Origin of the sequence: Burkholderia sp. AU45388 (assembly GCF_030481585.1) — a bacterium.
Taxonomy (GTDB): Bacteria; Pseudomonadota; Gammaproteobacteria; order Burkholderiales; family Burkholderiaceae; genus Burkholderia; species Burkholderia sola.
Map to the genome: position 1 here is coordinate 20,814 of NZ_JAUJPV010000027.1, position 16,221 is coordinate 37,034.

Here is a 16,221-nt window from a genome sequence, read left to right on the forward strand (position 1 = left end):
ACTCGAGTAACCATTGCTCGCCACCATTCATCCGGATTCCCTCTCGTCGCTATCAGTGCAAATCTCATCGCACCAAAATGCACGATCGCCACACGAAAATCCATCATACGAATTCGAAATCCTGACCGATCGATATCGGTCGACGATGTTTCGTCGATCGATCAACCGGAATGTCGGAGCTACATTGATTCCAGCTCGCATGCGCACAACTACCTGCATGCAACTTCTCTCAATTCGGCACAAGCGCATTCGCGCGACGCGTCGCACTTCAATCGGCCCCTGCCTCCCGGGGAAATGACCATTCCCCCGCTTGCCGACGCGCCAACGCCCCCTGTCGCTACAATAGGCGCCATGAACGCCCCAACCTCCTCCGACACACCCGAATCCGGCGACGCGCACATCGCGCGCAACCGGCTCGAGGCCCATCTGGACGCCGCACCGCGCGCGTGGCCGCTCGACATCGTCGCCGCCACCGGCTCGACCAACGCCGACGTCGCAACGCGGCTCAAGGCGCTGCCGCGCAGCGCGAACGCGTTGCCCGCGCCGCTCGTGCGCGTCGCGTTCGAGCAGACGGCCGGCCGCGGCCGGCAGGGCCGCCCGTGGTTCGCGCAGCCCGGCAATGCGCTGCTGTGCTCGGTCGGCTGCATCGTGCCGCGCACCGTCGATGCGCTCGGCGGCCTCAGCATCGCGATCGGCGTCGCGCTCGCCGAGGGGCTGGCCACGCTGCCGCTCGACGCCTGCATGCGCGTTGCGCTCAAATGGCCGAACGACCTGCTGCTGACGGCCGACGACGACGGCACGCCGCGCATCGTCGGCAAGCTCGCCGGGATCCTGATCGAAACCGTCTGGACCACCGCCGACGCCACCGCCGTCGTGATCGGCTTCGGCATCAACGTGCGCGGCGCGGAAGCCGTCGCCGCGCAAGTCGACGCGCTGCGCGCGCGCGAAGCGACGCTCGCGAGCGGGCTGCCGCCGGCCGCGTTGTCGATCGCGTGCGCGTCGGCGAACCTCACCGATACGCTCGCCGCGTCGCTGAACGCACTCACGCCCGCGCTCGCGCAGTTCGGCACCGAGGGCCTCGCGCCGTTCCTGCCGCGCTGGCACGCGCTGCACGCGTACGCGGGCCGCGAAGTCGTGCTGCTCGAACAGGGCGTCGAACGCGCGCGCGGCATCGCGACGGGCATCGACGCGACCGGCCAGTTGCTGCTCGACACGCCGAGCGGCGTGCAATCGATCGCGGCCGGCGACGTATCGCTGCGCGAAGCGCAATGAGCGAACCGTACCTGCTGATCGACGCCGGCAATAGCCGGATCAAGTGGGCGCTCGCCGACGCGCGGCGCACACTGGTCGACACGGGCGCGTTCGGCCATACGCGCGACGGCGGCGCCGATCCCGACTGGTCGATGCTGCCCCGGCCGCGCGGCGCGTGGATCTCGAACGTCGCGGGCGCCGACGTGGCTGCACGGATCGATGCGCTGCTCGACGCGCGCTGGCCGAGCCTGCCGCGCACGACGATCCGCTCGCGGCCCGCGCAATGCGGCGTGACGAACGGCTATACGACGCCCGAACAGCTCGGCAGCGACCGGTGGGCCGGCCTGATCGGCGCGCACGCGGCGTTTCCTGGCGAGCATCTGCTGATCGCGACGTTCGGCACCGCGACGACGCTCGAGGCGTTGCGCGCGGACGGCCGCTTCACGGGCGGGCTGATCGCGCCGGGCTGGGCGCTGATGATGCGCGCGCTCGGCACGCACACCGCGCAGTTGCCGACGCTGACCACCGATATCGCCAGCGGCCTGCTTGCGGACGCGCAGGCCGAACCGTTCCAGATCGATACGCCGCGCTCGCTGTCGGCCGGCTGCCTGTACGCGCAGGCCGGCCTGATCGAACGCGCGTGGCGCGATCTCGTCGCTGCGTGGCAGGCGCCCGTGCGGCTCGTGCTGGCAGGCGGTGCGGCGGACGACGTCGCGCGTGCGCTGACGGTCCCGCATACGCGGCATGACGCGCTGATCCTGTCCGGGCTCGCGCTGATCGCAGCGGAGGCAGCCGGCCCGGCAACGGTGCAGGATTGACGCAAAAGCGTCGGCATCGGGCCGGCGCGATGCCGACGCAGGCCAAAGTGAGCCCGACCGGCCCGCGTCACGCCGACGATGCAATACGCGCGGTGCCGCCCCAGCGGTCCGCACGAACGGTCAACGAAAGCCATGAAAAAAGCCGGCCACGCGGCCGGCTCGACTGAACGACGTGATTTACGTCGATGACGACAAGGAGTTTCGACGATGCTGCGCTGGCTGATCGCTGTTCTCTTTCTCGCCAACATGCTCGCGTTCGTGGTGGCGCGCGGCATGTTCGGGCCGCTGCCCGCGGCCGGCCCGCGCGAACCCGCCGTGCTGACGAGGCAGGTGCGGCCCGACGCATTGCGCGTGACACCGCTCATGCGGGCGACCGACCAGCCCGTCGTCGGCGGCCCGATCGCGGCGCCGGCCGTCACGACCGCACCGCTCGCCGCGTCCGCCCCGTGACGGCGCCGCGTCGCGCTCACGGCTGTTGCGCGCGCACCTTCTTCAGCAATGCAGTGGTCGAGCGATCGTGCTCGAACGGAATCGCCAGCGCCCGGCCGCCCCAGCCGCGCACGAGCGCGGATTCCGGCAGCGCATCCATGTCGTAATCGCCGCCCTTCACGAGGATGTCCGGACGGACGGCCTCGATCAGCGACACGGGCGTCTTTTCCGCGAACGTCACGACCCAGTCGACGCTTTCCAGCGCCGCCAGCAAGGCCGCACGATCCTCTTCGCGGTTGATCGGCCGGTCGTCGCCCTTGCCGAGCATGCGCACCGACGCATCGCTGTTCACGCCGACGATCAGGCAGGCGCCGAGCGCTTTCGCATCGGCGAGATACGTGACGTGACCGCGATGCAGGATGTCGAACACGCCGTTGGTGAACACGACGGGCGACGGCAGCGACGCGCGCAGCGCGACGAGGGCATCACGGGTGATCAGCTTGCGTTCGAAGGTGGCGGACATGATGGAGATCGGACGGAATGAACGACGGCGCGCGCGACGGCGGCACCCGATAAAAAGCCCGCCGGATCGACCGGGCGGGCTTCATGCAACGAACGCGACACGGTGCCGCGAGCCGCGCGAATCGGGTGTGAATCGGACCCGACTTGCGGCGGCGGCGCCGGCCGGCCTCAGGCCGGCTGCGCGGCCGACGACGGGCCGCTTTCGGCCTGCAGGCGGCCGGTGACTTCCTTGCGGTAGCGGTTCAGTTCCTGCGCGGTCGCGAACGTGCGCTCGAACAGGATCGACAGGTTGTGCAGGATCCGCTCGACGACCTTCTTCTCCCACTCGCCGTCGAAACGGATCTGCTCGTCGAGCCAGCGCTCGAGCCATTCCGGATCCGGCAGGCGCGACTGCACGGTGTCGCGCGGGAACAGCGCCTGGTTCACGTGCAGGTTGGTCGGGTGCAGCGGCTTCTCGGTGCGACGCGCCGACGCCATCAGCACGCCGATCTTCGCGAATGCGGCACGGGCGACGTCGCCGCAGTTGTTCAGCGCTTTCTTCATGTAGCGCAGGTACGCGCCGCCATGACGCGCTTCGTCGCGCGAAATCGTTTCGTAGATCTGCTTGATGACGGGCTCGGTGTGCCAGTCGGCCGCGCAGCGGTACCAGTGGTTCAGGCGGATTTCGCCGCAGAAGTGCAGCATCAGCGTCTCGAGCGGCGGCGCCGGATCGAACTGGAAGCGCACCGCGTGCAGTTCCTCTTCGGTCGGCACCATCTCCGGCTTGAAGCGGCGCAGGTATTCCATCAGCACGAGCGAATGCTTCTGCTCCTCGAAGAACCATACGCTCATGAACGCGGAAAAATCGCTGTCGTGCTGGTTGTCGCGCAGGAACATTTCCGTCGCGGGCAGCGCCGACCATTCGGTGATCGCGTTCATCTTGATCGTCTTCGCCTGCTCGTCGGTGAGCAGCGAAGCGTCGAACTTGTCCCACGGAATGTCCTTCTCCATGTCCCAGCGGACAGCTTCGAGCGACCTGTAAAGTTCCGGATAAAGCATGGTGTTCATGATGGTCCCACCCCTGTTCTGCGCAATGCGACTTCTCTAAACGTGACTGTTGCCGCGCAAGCGCGCCGCGCGCGCTTTTTGCAGCCAAGACTGTAATTTTACGCGGGAAACCGACCCGCCGGACGCCGATTCCTCGTCCGGCAGCCAGGCGGCCGCGTTGCCGCCGTTGGGCATGCCGCGACCCGCTCCGTTCGAGCGGAGCCGGCCGCGCTTGCCTGAGTGGGGGGCCGGCGCTGGCCGGCTCGTTGGCGCGCCCGTCCCCTGCCCCAGGCGGGTCCCCGAAAGGCCCCGTGCGGATACCGGATCGGCGGGCTGCTCGATATGGTGTATACGGCGGCGGCCATGATAGCACGCGTGCATGACGGTTCCGAGACGCCCGGCCGGTCGCGCGCCGCCAACCGGGGTGCGGCGATCGGTCGCGGCCGGCCGTCGCGAAAATGCAACCTTACAGTACGCCTGCGCGTGTCAGATCCGTATTTCGCCGGTCGCGAGGCCGCCTTCCGGCGGCGTGCCGGCCGCCGGCGCACTGCCGCCGTCCGCCCCCGCGATCCAGCCGGCGAGCGTCTCCTGCTGGGCCCGGCCGTCGCGGTAGCCGAGCTCGATCAGCTCGCGCGTGAACGCTTCCTCGAACAGCAGGTAGCTGGCGAACGACGCGCCGGCCGGCTGGCTGCCGCCGATCGCGCCGAGCAGCCCGCGCATCGTCGCCGGCATCTGCTTCAGGTGCTTCGCGGCGATCAGTTCGATGCGCTCGGACGGCGCGATCGCGAGCACGTCGACGTGCCGCCAGCCGCTGTCGATCTCGACCTGGTGCGGCAGGTGCTCGATCATCTGGTTGATGTGCTCGATCCGTTCGATGTCCGAGCCGATCGAGTCGAGGAACACGCTCGCGAGCACCTGCTGGCCGATCTGCGCGAGCGTCGGGTAGCCACGGGCCCGTCCCGTGCCGTTCGCGGCCGGAATCTCGGGCCGCGGATCGGCCGCGCCGACGACGACGATCCGGTCCGCGCCGAAGTGGATCGCCGGCGACAGCGGCGCGATCTGCCGGATCGAGCCGTCGCCGAAGTACTCGACCTGCCCGTCGAGCACGAGCGGCACGGCGGGGAACACGAACGGAATGGCCGACGACGCGAGCAGGTGCGACGCCGACAGGTCGACGAGCCGCGCGGTGCGCTGCGCGCGCCGCCATGCCTGGATCGGCTCGGCGGCCTGATAGAACGTGAGGTGCCGGCCGCTCGAATAGCTGAGCGCGGTGATCGCGAGCGCGTGCAGCAGGCGCGCCTCGAGCATCTGCTCGATCCGGTGGAAGCTGAGCTCGCGTTGCAGCAGGTGCGCGAGCGGCGTGTTGTCGAGCAGCCCGCGCGGCGAGCGGCGGGCCGCCCAGCCGAACGTCATCGTCGCGAGCCAGCGCGCGCCGGCGCCCGCGATGCCGAGCCAGTCGGTGCGATACACGTAATCGGCGCGCAGCGGCTCCCAGAATTCGAGCAGGCGCCGCACGCCGTGGGAGAAGTCGTCCGCGTGGCTCGCGATCGACGTCGCGTTGATCGCGCCGGCCGACGAACCGCACACGACCGCGAACGGCACCGTATGCCGCCGCGGATCGGCCTCGCGCGCGATCTCGGCCAGCGCCTTCAGCACGCCGACCTGGTATGCGGCGCGCGCGCCGCCTCCCATCAGAACGAGCGCGAGTCGCATGATCGGCCTGCTACCTGCGCCGCATCACGTCGAGCGCTTCGGCGGACGCGTTTCGGGCGACGAAGCGGCCGCCGCGCGCGCCGCGGCCGAGCCGGACGGCTTCGCGCGCTTCGCGGCGGGCTTGCGCGGCGCGGCCGCGGCGGACTTCGCGGCGGGTTCCGGCGCGGCGGCGGTCTCCGGCGGCGCGGCGTCCGGCGCGGCCGGCTGCATGCCCGGCTGCGCCATCGCGAGGCTCGCGAGCTGGTTGAATTGCGTCTGCAGCAGATTCCACCAGCCGGACGGATCGAACGGCTGCTGCGCGGGGTCGCCTTCCGGCGCATCCGCAGCATCGGCCGCGGCCTCGCCCGCCGACGCGGGTTTCGCGGCCTGCGCGGCGGCCACGGCCGCTTCCTCGGCCGCCGACATCGAGCTTTGCGCGAACGCGCCGAACGCACGCAGCGTCGCGAGCGTCGCGCGCTGCACCTCGAGCGCCTGGATCGCGGACTGCAGCATCCCGAGATTGAGCTTCAGCCACTGCTCGACCGCGCGCAGATCGGTGATCCGCTTGTCGAGTTCCTCGACGTTCGTGAGCGGCGACATCATGTCGGACATGCTCGACAGCGACGGCGGCAGCCCGTGCGTGGCGCCTGGAAACGGCGCCATCCCGCCGAACGGCGACATCCGCATCATGTCCCACATCCGGTCCATCATGTCGGCGGGCTGGAACCCGGCAAAGCCGGCGAAAGGGTTGGCGCCGGAGGCATCGGTCGTCATACGGGCATCCTGGTTGACTGGGGGAGCGAGGCGGCCGCCGAGCGTCGCGCAGCCGCGCGTGGTTCGATCATAGCGCGCACGTCAGAACGGTGCGTCTCCGGGAAATGCGGGCGGGCGCCGTTCGCGCAGCGAGCGGATGCCTTCCTGCACGTCGGGCCCCGAAAAACCCATGAATTCGAGCGCGAGCGACGTATCGAAGGTGGGCCCGGCCGTGCGCAGCCAGTTGTTCAGCGCGTACTTGGTCCAGCGGATCGCCGACTGCGAACCGTGCGCGAGCCGCTCGGCCACTTCGTATGCCTTCGGCAGCAGGTCGGCCGGCTCGACCGCGAGCGAGACCAGCCCGATCCGCTCGGCCTCCTCGCCGCTCACGGGCTCGCACAGCATCAGGTAGTACTTCGCCTTCGCCATCCCGCACAAGAGCGGCCACACGATCGCCGCGTGGTCGCCGGCCGCGACGCCGAGCCGCGTATGGCCGTCGATGATGCGCGCATCCTTCGCGGCGATCGAGATGTCGGCGAGCAGCCCGGCGACGAGCCCCGCGCCGACGGCCGGCCCGTGCATCGCCGACACGATCGGCTTGCTGCAGTTGATCACGTTGTAGACGAGATCGCGCGCCTCGCGCCACACGCGGGCGCGCACGTCGAAATCGTTCGCCATGTCCTCGACGAGCGCGAGATCGCCGCCCGCCGAAAAGCCCTTGCCTTCGCCGCGGATCACCGCGACGCGCGTGTCGGGATCGCGATCGACGTCGCGCCAGATGTCGGCGAGCTCGCGATGCATGCGCGCGTTCGCGGTCGCGAGGCCGCTGCGGTTCGCGCCCTCGCCGCTCATCACGATGTCGAGCACGCCATGGGCGCGGCGCGTCACCTTCAGTGCTTCGTAGCCGCCGTATGCGGCGAGATCGGCCATCTGCTGCTCCTTGCTCGAGGCGCTCGAGCGCTTGAATCGAGTGTAGCCAAGCCCGCGCGGTCAAACATCGGGCGAAACCCGGCGCGCGGGCCGAAGCCGGGTTTCGCCGTGTCGTTGCGTATCGCGCCGCTTATGCCGCGCCGTCGGGCGGCGAAACCGACTGCTCGATCGCGCCGAAGATCGACTTGCCGGCCGCATCGAACATCTCGATGCGCACGGTGTCGCCGTAGCGCATGAATTCGGTCTGCGGCGCGCCGTGCTCGATCGTCTCGAGGCAGCGCTTCTCGGCGATGCAGCAGTAGCCGCGCTTCGCATCCTTGTTCGACACCGTGCCCGAGCCGACGATCGAGCCGGCACGCAGGTTGCGCGTCTTCGCCGCGTGCGCGATCAACTGGCCGAAGTGGAACACCATGTCGGTGCCGGCGTCGGGTTGGCCGACCTTCTTGCCGTTCCAGTGGACGATCATCGGGCGATGCACGCGGCCCTCGCGCCATTCGTCGCCGAGTTCGTCGGGCGTGACGGCGACCGGCGCGAACGCGGTGGCCGGCTTGCTCTGGAAGAAGCCGAAGCCCTTCGCGAGTTCGGCCGGAATCAGGTTGCGCAGCGACACGTCGTTCACGAGCGTGACGAGCCGCACGGCCTTCAGTGCGTCGTCGGGCGACGCGCTCATCGGCACGTCTCCGGTGATCACCGCGACTTCCGCCTCGAAATCGATGCCCCATTCCTCGGACGGGCACACGACGTCGTCGCGCGGCCCCAGGAAATCGTCGCTGCCGCCCTGGTACATCAGCGGATCGGTCCAGAACTCGGCCGGCATCTCGGCGCCGCGCGCGCGGCGCACGAGCTCGACGTGGTTCACGTACGCGGAACCGTCGGCCCACTGGAACGCGCGCGGCAGCGGCGCCATGCAGTTGGCCGGGTCGAACGCGAACGCGTTGCGCGCGCGGCCGTGGTTCAGCGCGTCGTACAGGTCGCGCAGTTGCGGCGCATAGAACGCCCAGTCGTCGAGGACGCGCTGCAGCGTCGGCGCGATCGCATCGGCAATCGCCGCGGTGTGCAGGTCGCGCGACACGACGATCAGCTGGCCGTCGCGCGTGCCGTCCTTCAGCGAAGCAAGTTTCATAGGGAGGATCTGCCGTTGTAGTGACGATGGAAGGAATCTATTTTACGATGGTGAATCCATGCGGCGCGCCGTGATCGCGCACGCCGTTTTCGCCCCGTTTTTTCGCTCCGTTTCCTGCCGCATTTTCGCCCACCCGCCGCCCATGCCCGCCAGCCCGCTCCCCGACGACGATCTCGCCGACTCCGATACCGACGACGCCGCCTCCGGCGAGCACGGCGAGAAAGTCCGTTCCGGCATCCAGTCGATCGAGGTCGGCTTCCGCCTGCTCGACGTGCTGACGAGCGAGCCGCGCGCGATGATGCTGCGCGATCTCGCGCAGCGCGCGGGCATGAGCCCGGCGAAGGCGCACCGCTACCTGGTCAGCTTCTCGCGGCTCGGCGTCGTGTCGCAGGATCCCGTCTCGGGCCGTTACGAGCTCGGCGGCTTCGCGCTGCAGATGGGGCTTGCGCGGCTCGCGCGCGTCGACGGCGTGAAGCTCGCGCGGATCGCGCTGACCGAATTCCGCGACCGTCTCGACCAGACGGTCGGCATCGCGGTATGGGGCAACCAGGGGCCGACGATCGTGCACTGGATGGAATCGAGCCATCCGGCAAAGGCGTCGCTGAAGCTCGGCGACGTGATGCCGCTGCTCGGCTCCGCGACGGGCCTGCTGTTCGCCGCATACCTGCCGCGCAGCAAGACCGCCGCGATGCTCGAGCGCGAACTCGCCGATACGCGCCGCTCGCCGCACCACGGGGGCCCGCGCACGCTCGACGAAGTCGATGCGGTGCTCGCCGACGTGCGCGAGCACCAGGCCGCGCGCGTCGAGGGGATGCTGCTGCCGACGATCCACGCGTTCTGCATGCCGGTGTTCGACGCGGTCGGCGAACTCGCGCTCGCGATCGTCGCGCTCGGCCAGGAAGGCTCGTTCGACATCGCGTGGGGCGGCGAGATCGACACCGCGCTGCGCGCCTGCGCGCGGAAACTGTCCTACGAACTCGGCTATAGTCCCGACGCACGCGACGCCTGACGCATCCGATTCACGCCACGTCACGCATCGCGTCGCGAACGCGCAGCGCATCCGACGGTCCGATTCCTGTGGCGCGCGCCGCGCGCCCGCCGTCACGCCAGCGCCCCGACCCTGTTCCGATGCCCATGCAGTCTGCCGACCTTCGCCCGCGTCACGCCCTACCCCGCCGCTGGCTGCGCGTGGGCGTCGCGCTCGCCGCCGTGCTGGTGCTGCATGCGCTTGCCGGGTTCTGGCTGATGCGCAATCGCGAATCGTTCACGCCGCCGCCACCCGCCGACATCCCCGTGCAGATCGAGCTGCTGAAACCGCAGCCGATCGAGCGTCGGCCCACGCCACCGCAGTCGAAGCCGGTCGAACGGCCGGCCGCGCCGACAGCGGCCCCGCCGAAGGCGGCCCCGCCGAAGGTGGCCCCGCCGAAATCCGCGCCGTCGCACGAGCCGGTCCTCACCTCCACGCAAACGGCCGAGCACGGCGCGCCGCCGGCCGCCGCTACATCCGCGGCGAGCGGCGCATCGGGTGCGTCGGGCGCGCAAGCCGCGTCGGCCGCGGGCCCCGGCGCCGCGACGCCGGGGCCGGCCACGAGCGGCGTGAAGTTCTCCGCGCCGCCGTCCGGCGACCTGCAGTACGACACGTTCTACAACGGCATGCAGAACATGATCGGCACGATCCACTGGCGCACCGACGGGCACACGTACGACCTGTCGGTGTCGATGCCGGTGCCGTTCGTCGGCCCGTTCACCTATCGCAGCGAAGGCCGCATCGACGCATTCGGCGTCGCGCCCGACCGTTACGTCGAGAAACGCGGCAAGCGGCCGGAAGACATCGCGATCTTCAACCGCGAGCTCCGGCAGGTGGTGTTCACGCGCACGCCGAACAACGCACCGCTGCCCGACGGCGTGCAGGACCGTTTCAGCATGCTGATGCAGTTGTCGGGGCTGCTGCGCGGCAATCCCGCGGCCTACAAACCGGGCGTCACGCAGCAGTTCTTCGTGATCGACAACAACAGCGGCGAGACCTGGCCGATCACGGTGATCGGCGACGAGCAGGTGCAGACGCAGGCCGGCATCGTCGCGGCGCGGCACTTCATGCGCCTGCCGCGCCGCGACGGCGACACCCGTCGCATCGACATGTGGCTCGCGCCGTCGCTCGGCTGGCTGCCCGCGCGGCTCGTGCAGACAGAGCCGAACGGTGCGCAGATCGAGTTGCTGTGGCACGGCCGCCTCGCCGCACCGAACGTGCCCGCCGACGCCGCGCCGGCGGGCGGCGCAATGAACGCGCCCGCCGCGGCATCGCCCTCCCACGCATCGCCCGCGGAACCGGCGCCATCGGCACCGCCCGCGACGATGCAACCACCGGCGTCGTCGACGGTCACACAGCCATAAACTCACATGAATCGGCAATTTCGACCGATTACAGTTTTTCCGGAAATGGCCGATGACACTCTTTAACAACTATTTCAGTCCACCGGCTCACAATGAGAAACGTTTGATAGACATCGGCTTCTAACCGATACACCCCACGCAACGGGAGAACGGGGTGTGCAGCGCAAGCCCCTTGAAACCGGCAAGGCTTGCCCCACCTAGGGGACAACAAGGCCAGATGCCACTGCGAAGAGGAGTGCCGCCATGCAAATGATCTACAACAGCCCCAACTACTGCGTCGTCGAATTTGCGCCGCAGGCCGGCCATCACCTGATGAATGCCGGCGGATACGAAATCGTCGACAAGAACGCGCAGCGCGAAATCTTCATCGACGGCGAACTTGCCGAACGATTCCGCGCGCACGTGAAGCAGCTGATCGAGGATGAGCCGTCGCTCGACGAAGTCGACGAATTCCTCGGACAATTCGACAGCCTGATGATGATGCCGGTCGTGCTGCACTGACGACTCGCGGCCCGGCGCGTCATGCGGCCGGGCCATTCGCCGCGCATCGATGCGGCGCCGCGTGCACTCCGATCCTGCCCCCGTCCGGCTCGCCGGCGGGGGCTTTCCTTTGGCGGGCCGTCCGGCCCGCACGGCGAGGGCCGACGACCGCTTGACGCACCGGCTACAATGACGGTTTTCCGTCTTCGCCGGTCTCCCGCCCATGTCTGCGACTCCTCTCGCCGCTCCCGTCCCGCTCGACGCGCGCTACACGCGCGGCGCCGCCCTGCCCGCGCTGCTGAAATCGCGCATCCTGATCCTCGACGGCGCGATGGGCACGATGATCCAGCGCTACAAGCTCGACGAAGCCGCGTATCGCGGCGAGCGCTTCAAGGATTTCCCGCGCGACGTCAAGGGCAACAACGAGCTGCTGTCGCTCACGCAGCCGCAGATCATCCGCGAGATCCACGACCAGTACTTCGCGGCCGGCGCCGACATCGTCGAAACCAACACGTTCGGCGCGACGACCGTCGCGCAGGCCGACTACGGGATGGAGGATCTGGTCGTCGAGATGAACGTCGAATCGGCGAAGCTCGCGCGCGAATCGGCCGCGAAATACGCGACTCGGACCAAGCCGCGCTTCGTCGCCGGCGCGATCGGGCCGACGCCGAAGACGGCCAGCATCTCGCCGGACGTCAACGATCCGGGCGCACGCAACGTCACGTTCGACGAGCTGCGCACGTCGTACTACCAGCAGGCGAAGGCGCTGCTCGACGGCGGCGTCGACCTGTTCCTCGTCGAGACGATCTTCGACACGCTGAACGCGAAAGCCGCGCTGTTCGCGCTCGACGAGCTGTTCGAGGACACCGGCGAGCGCCTGCCGATCATGATCTCGGGCACCGTCACCGACGCGTCGGGCCGGATCCTGTCGGGCCAGACCGTCGAGGCGTTCTGGAATTCGCTGCGCCACGCGAAGCCGCTCACGTTCGGCCTGAACTGCGCGCTCGGCGCGGCGCTGATGCGCCCGTACATCGCCGAGCTCGCGAAGCTGTGCGACACCTACGTATCGTGCTACCCGAACGCGGGCCTGCCGAATCCGATGAGCGACACCGGTTTCGACGAAACCCCCGACGTCACGTCGGGCCTGCTGAAGGAATTCGCGCAGGCCGGCCTCGTGAACCTCGCGGGCGGCTGCTGCGGCACGACGCCCGAGCACATCGCCGAGATCGCGAAGGCGCTCGCCGACGTGAAGCCGCGCCGCTGGCCGAACCAGTACAGCGACCACGCCTGACCGACCGCCCCACGTCCTTCATCAAAAGAATTCGCACCGCCATGACCGATCACATGATGCGCCTTGCCGGCCTCGAGCCGTTCAACGTCACGCCCGGAACGCTCTTCATCAACGTCGGCGAACGCACCAACGTCACCGGCTCGAAGGCGTTCGCACGGATGATCCTCAACGGCCAGTTCGACGAGGCGCTCGCCGTCGCGCGCCAGCAGGTCGAGAACGGCGCGCAGGTGATCGACATCAACATGGACGAGGCGATGCTCGACTCGAAGGCGGCGATGGTGCGCTTCCTGAACCTGATCGCGTCGGAGCCGGACATCGCGCGCGTGCCGATCATGATCGACTCGTCGAAGTGGGACGTGATCGAGGCCGGCCTCAAGTGCGTGCAGGGCAAGGCGATCGTGAACTCGATCTCGCTGAAGGAAGGCGAGGACGCGTTCCGCCACCATGCGAACCTGATCCGCCGCTACGGCGCGGCCGCGGTCGTGATGGCGTTCGACGAAACCGGCCAGGCCGATACCTACGCGCGCAAGACCGAGATCTGCAAGCGCTCGTACGACTTCCTCGTGAACGAAGTCGGCTTCCCGCCGGAAGACATCATCTTCGACCCGAACATCTTCGCGGTCGCGACCGGCATCGAGGAGCACAACAACTACGCGGTCGACTTCATCGAGGCGACCCGCTGGATCAAGCAGAACTTGCCGTTCGCGAAGGTGAGCGGCGGCGTGTCGAACGTGTCGTTCTCGTTCCGCGGCAACGACCCGGTGCGCGAGGCGATCCACACCGTGTTCCTGTATCACGCGATCCAGGCGGGCATGGACATGGGCATCGTGAACGCGGGCCAGCTCGGCGTGTACGCCGATCTCGACGCGGAGCTGCGCGAGCGCGTGGAAGACGTGATCCTGAACCGCCGCGACGATTCCACCGATCGCCTGCTCGAGATCGCCGACAAGTTCAAGGCGGGCGGCGCGAAGAAGGAAGAGAACCTCGAGTGGCGCAACCAGCCGGTCGAGAAGCGGCTCTCGCACGCGCTCGTGCACGGCATCACGACCTTCATCGTCGAGGATACCGAGGAAGTGCGCGCGAAGATCGCCGCGGCCGGCGGCCGTCCGATCAACGTGATCGAAGGCCCGCTGATGGACGGGATGAACATCGTCGGCGACTTGTTCGGCCAGGGCAAGATGTTCCTGCCGCAGGTCGTGAAGTCGGCGCGCGTGATGAAGCAGGCAGTCGCGCACCTGATCCCGTTCATCGAGGAAGAAAAGCGCCTGCTCGCGGAAGCGGGCGGCGACGTGCGCGCGAAGGGCAAGATCGTCATCGCGACCGTGAAGGGCGACGTGCACGACATCGGCAAGAACATCGTGTCGGTCGTGCTCCAATGCAACAACTTCGAGGTCGTCAACATGGGCGTGATGGTCCCGTGCAACGAGATCCTCGCGAAGGCGAAGGTCGAGGGCGCGGACATCATCGGGCTGTCGGGCCTCATCACGCCGAGCCTCGAGGAAATGGCGTACGTCGCGTCCGAAATGCAGCGCGACGACTACTTCCGCGTGAAGAAGATTCCGCTGCTGATCGGCGGCGCGACGACGTCGCGCGTGCATACGGCCGTGAAGATCGCGCCGCACTACGAAGGCCCGGTCGTCTACGTGCCCGATGCGTCGCGCTCGGTGTCGGTCGCGTCGAACCTGCTGTCCGACGAAGGCGCGGCGAAGTATCTCGACGAGCTGAAGTCCGACTACGAACGGATCCGCGACCAGCACGCGAACCGCAAGGCACAGCCGATGGTCACGCTCGCCGACGCGCGCGCGAACAAGACGAAGATCGACTGGGCCGGCTACCAGCCGGTGAAGCCGAAGTTCATCGGCCGCCGCGTGTTCAGGAACTACGACCTGAACGAACTCGCGAACTACATCGACTGGGGCCCGTTCTTCCAGACGTGGGATCTCGCGGGCCCGTACCCGGCGATCCTGAACGACGAGATCGTCGGCGAATCGGCGCGGCGCGTGTTCTCCGATGCGAAATCGATGCTCGCGCGCCTGATCCAGGGCCGCTGGCTGACCGCGAACGGCGTGATCGCGCTGTTGCCGGCGAACACCGTCAACGACGACGACATCGAGATCTACAGCGACGAGTCGCGCTCGGAAGTGCTGCTCACGTGGCGCAACCTGCGCCAGCAGAGCGTGCGCCCGGTGGTCGACGGCGTGATGCGGCCAAACCGTTCGCTCGCCGATTTCATCGCGCCGAAGGAATCGGGTGTCGCCGACTACATCGGAATGTTCGCGGTGACGGCCGGCCTCGGCGTCGACGTGAAGGAAAAGCAGTTCGAAGCCGACCACGACGACTACAGCGCGATCATGCTGAAGGCGCTCGCCGACCGCTTCGCGGAAGCGTTCGCCGAAGCGATGCACGCGCGCGTGCGGCGCGAGCTGTGGGGCTATGCGAGCGGCGAGACGCTCGACAACGACGCGCTGATCGCGGAGAAGTACGCGGGCATCCGCCCGGCGCCCGGCTACCCGGCCTGCCCCGACCACCTCGTGAAGCGCGACATGTTCGACGTGCTGCACGCGGACGAGATCGGCATGAGCGTGACCGATTCGCTGGCGATGCTACCGGCGGCGAGCGTGTCGGGCTTCTACCTCGCGCATCCGGACAGCCGCTATTTCTCGGTCGGCAAAATCGGGCAGGACCAGCTCGAGGACTACGCGCAACGCATGGCGCTGTCGCTCGACGACGCGCGCCGCGCGCTCGCGCCGCAACTGTAGCCGCGTCGACTGCGGCGACCCGCCGCGTCCATCGCCACGCGCCCCGATCCAGGGGCGCGTCGCACAATGACTCACTTCATCAGGATGGTGCTCGTCCTGTTCTCGTGCCACTGCTTCACACGCAGCTTCAAATGGGACGGACGCACCCGCGATGCCATTTCGGACGACGAGATATACGACGACGGCCGCGAGACACGCGTGCTCTGCGCGGACCGGTATCGCGCGTCACGGGAGCTGCTGCGCGGCATGATCGTCGGGCTGGCGACGCGCCGGATCGTCGTCGCCGATGAACGGCAACCCCATTTCGTCACGGTGGAAGCGGTCGCAACGGACGGCATGCAACGCGTGTACGCCGTGTTCTTCGAGGTGTCGAAGGACCGGATCAGGAAACGCCGCCTCATCCTGCGCGTACAGTCGGCCTGCATGCTGGAAGGCGGCCTGAACCGGCGCCAGCGGGAAGCCCGGAAAGTCGCGTTGCGCACGTTGCTGCGCACAAGCCTCGAAGGCCGCAAGATCCGGGCGTAGAAAAACCAACGGCCGCCTTTCGGCAGCCGTCGCATGCGGGATTCTCTTTCCGTCTTTCGACGAAATACCCACTCCAGGTGGGACCCGGTTGCCCGGGCGGCGCTATGTTTTCGCACCCGCTTTCACATAGTCTTGCGTTGAGTTGTAAGGAATTTCACCCGTCGGTCAAGGCAAGCGCCACGCTGCCGTCCCGATTTCGCGCCCGTCTTCCGCTCGGCGCGGCTTTCATCA

Annotated in this window: 15 protein-coding genes; 9 read left to right on the forward strand and 6 right to left on the reverse strand. The window is 68.3% G+C overall.

Annotation, left to right across the window (positions count from 1 at the left end):
• Nucleotides 1-351 precede the first annotated feature (351 nt).
• The 3 genes from QZM72_RS30615 to QZM72_RS30625 all read left to right on the forward strand — a co-directional run bounded on the left by QZM72_RS30615 (nt 352) and on the right by QZM72_RS30625 (nt 2,519).
• Nucleotides 352-1,272: a biotin--[acetyl-CoA-carboxylase] ligase gene (locus QZM72_RS30615; RefSeq protein WP_089468565.1), complete on the forward strand. Its 921-nt coding sequence runs from the start codon at nt 352-354 to the stop codon at nt 1,270-1,272.
• Complete coding sequence (locus QZM72_RS30620; protein WP_089468566.1) at nt 1,269-2,069, forward strand: type III pantothenate kinase; 801 nt, start codon at nt 1,269-1,271, stop codon at nt 2,067-2,069. Before QZM72_RS30615 ends, QZM72_RS30620 begins: the two co-directional genes overlap by 4 nt.
• A 207-nt stretch (nt 2,070-2,276) precedes the next feature.
• Nucleotides 2,277-2,519, forward strand: coding sequence for a hypothetical protein (locus tag QZM72_RS30625; RefSeq protein ID WP_089468567.1), 243 nt, complete (start codon nt 2,277-2,279; stop codon nt 2,517-2,519).
• Nucleotides 2,520-2,535: 16 nt separating this feature from the next.
• Here QZM72_RS30625 and rfaE2 read toward each other — a convergent pair whose 3' ends face one another.
• The 6 genes from rfaE2 to QZM72_RS30655 form a co-directional block, all read right to left on the reverse strand.
• Nucleotides 2,536-3,021, reverse strand: coding sequence for a D-glycero-beta-D-manno-heptose 1-phosphate adenylyltransferase (gene rfaE2 / locus QZM72_RS30630; protein WP_006497810.1), 486 nt, complete (start codon nt 3,019-3,021; stop codon nt 2,536-2,538).
• 167 nt (nt 3,022-3,188) lie between these two features.
• Nucleotides 3,189-4,067, reverse strand: coding sequence for a diiron oxygenase (locus tag QZM72_RS30635; RefSeq protein ID WP_011353352.1), 879 nt, complete (start codon nt 4,065-4,067; stop codon nt 3,189-3,191).
• 465 nt (nt 4,068-4,532) lie between these two features.
• Nucleotides 4,533-5,759, reverse strand: a complete 1,227-nt coding sequence (locus tag QZM72_RS30640) for a patatin-like phospholipase family protein (protein WP_089468568.1) — start codon at nt 5,757-5,759, stop codon at nt 4,533-4,535.
• Nucleotides 5,760-5,783: 24 nt separating this feature from the next.
• Complete coding sequence (locus tag QZM72_RS30645; RefSeq protein WP_089468569.1) at nt 5,784-6,512, reverse strand: PhaM family polyhydroxyalkanoate granule multifunctional regulatory protein; 729 nt, start codon at nt 6,510-6,512, stop codon at nt 5,784-5,786.
• An 81-nt stretch (nt 6,513-6,593) separates the two neighbouring features.
• On the reverse strand, nt 6,594-7,421 hold the full coding sequence (locus QZM72_RS30650) for an enoyl-CoA hydratase/isomerase family protein (RefSeq protein ID WP_089468570.1): 828 nt from the start codon (nt 7,419-7,421) through the stop codon (nt 6,594-6,596).
• 130 nt (nt 7,422-7,551) lie between these two features.
• A complete protein-coding gene (locus QZM72_RS30655) occupies nt 7,552-8,544 on the reverse strand; it encodes a fumarylacetoacetate hydrolase family protein (RefSeq protein WP_089468571.1) in 993 nt (330 codons plus the stop codon).
• Between the two features lie 142 nt (nt 8,545-8,686).
• Between QZM72_RS30655 and QZM72_RS30660 the strand changes: the two genes are divergently transcribed.
• The 6 genes from QZM72_RS30660 to QZM72_RS30685 all read left to right on the forward strand — a co-directional run bounded on the left by QZM72_RS30660 (nt 8,687) and on the right by QZM72_RS30685 (nt 15,990).
• Nucleotides 8,687-9,553 carry an IclR family transcriptional regulator gene (locus tag QZM72_RS30660; RefSeq protein WP_089468572.1) on the forward strand — a complete coding sequence of 289 codons (867 nt, stop codon included), beginning with the start codon at nt 8,687-8,689 and terminating at the stop codon, nt 9,551-9,553.
• Nucleotides 9,554-9,672: 119 nt separating this feature from the next.
• Nucleotides 9,673-10,935: a DUF3108 domain-containing protein gene (locus tag QZM72_RS30665; protein ID WP_301739927.1), complete on the forward strand. Its 1,263-nt coding sequence runs from the start codon at nt 9,673-9,675 to the stop codon at nt 10,933-10,935.
• Nucleotides 10,936-11,178: 243 nt separating this feature from the next.
• Nucleotides 11,179-11,436: a DUF3567 domain-containing protein gene (locus QZM72_RS30670; protein ID WP_006477667.1), complete on the forward strand. Its 258-nt coding sequence runs from the start codon at nt 11,179-11,181 to the stop codon at nt 11,434-11,436.
• A gap of 202 nt (nt 11,437-11,638) precedes the next feature.
• Nucleotides 11,639-12,706, forward strand: a complete 1,068-nt coding sequence (locus QZM72_RS30675) for a homocysteine S-methyltransferase family protein (protein WP_301739928.1) — start codon at nt 11,639-11,641, stop codon at nt 12,704-12,706.
• A gap of 20 nt (nt 12,707-12,726) precedes the next feature.
• Nucleotides 12,727-15,465, forward strand: coding sequence for a methionine synthase (gene metH, locus QZM72_RS30680; RefSeq protein WP_256979684.1), 2,739 nt, complete (start codon nt 12,727-12,729; stop codon nt 15,463-15,465).
• Between the two features lie 84 nt (nt 15,466-15,549).
• Complete coding sequence (locus QZM72_RS30685) at nt 15,550-15,990, forward strand: hypothetical protein (protein ID WP_301739929.1); 441 nt, start codon at nt 15,550-15,552, stop codon at nt 15,988-15,990.
• The last annotated feature ends 231 nt before the right edge of the window (nt 15,991-16,221 follow it).

Excerpts from the sequence above, each read along its gene's own strand:
- QZM72_RS30615 (WP_089468565.1), top strand. The coding sequence starts at position 352 with ATGAACGCCCCAACCTCCTCCGACACACCCGAATCCGGCGACGCGCAC.
- QZM72_RS30620 (WP_089468566.1), top strand. The coding sequence starts at position 1,269 with ATGAGCGAACCGTACCTGCTGATCGACGCCGGCAATAGCCGGATCAAG.
- QZM72_RS30625 (WP_089468567.1), top strand. The coding sequence starts at position 2,277 with ATGCTGCGCTGGCTGATCGCTGTTCTCTTTCTCGCCAACATGCTCGCG.
- rfaE2 (WP_006497810.1), bottom strand. The coding sequence starts at position 3,021 with ATGTCCGCCACCTTCGAACGCAAGCTGATCACCCGTGATGCCCTCGTC.
- QZM72_RS30635 (WP_011353352.1), bottom strand. The coding sequence starts at position 4,067 with ATGAACACCATGCTTTATCCGGAACTTTACAGGTCGCTCGAAGCTGTC.
- QZM72_RS30640 (WP_089468568.1), bottom strand. The coding sequence starts at position 5,759 with ATGCGACTCGCGCTCGTTCTGATGGGAGGCGGCGCGCGCGCCGCATAC.
- QZM72_RS30645 (WP_089468569.1), bottom strand. The coding sequence starts at position 6,512 with ATGACGACCGATGCCTCCGGCGCCAACCCTTTCGCCGGCTTTGCCGGG.
- QZM72_RS30650 (WP_089468570.1), bottom strand. The coding sequence starts at position 7,421 with ATGGCCGATCTCGCCGCATACGGCGGCTACGAAGCACTGAAGGTGACG.
- QZM72_RS30655 (WP_089468571.1), bottom strand. The coding sequence starts at position 8,544 with ATGAAACTTGCTTCGCTGAAGGACGGCACGCGCGACGGCCAGCTGATC.
- QZM72_RS30660 (WP_089468572.1), top strand. The coding sequence starts at position 8,687 with ATGCCCGCCAGCCCGCTCCCCGACGACGATCTCGCCGACTCCGATACC.
- QZM72_RS30665 (WP_301739927.1), top strand. The coding sequence starts at position 9,673 with ATGCCCATGCAGTCTGCCGACCTTCGCCCGCGTCACGCCCTACCCCGC.
- QZM72_RS30670 (WP_006477667.1), top strand. The coding sequence starts at position 11,179 with ATGCAAATGATCTACAACAGCCCCAACTACTGCGTCGTCGAATTTGCG.
- QZM72_RS30675 (WP_301739928.1), top strand. The coding sequence starts at position 11,639 with ATGTCTGCGACTCCTCTCGCCGCTCCCGTCCCGCTCGACGCGCGCTAC.
- QZM72_RS30685 (WP_301739929.1), top strand. The coding sequence starts at position 15,550 with ATGGTGCTCGTCCTGTTCTCGTGCCACTGCTTCACACGCAGCTTCAAA.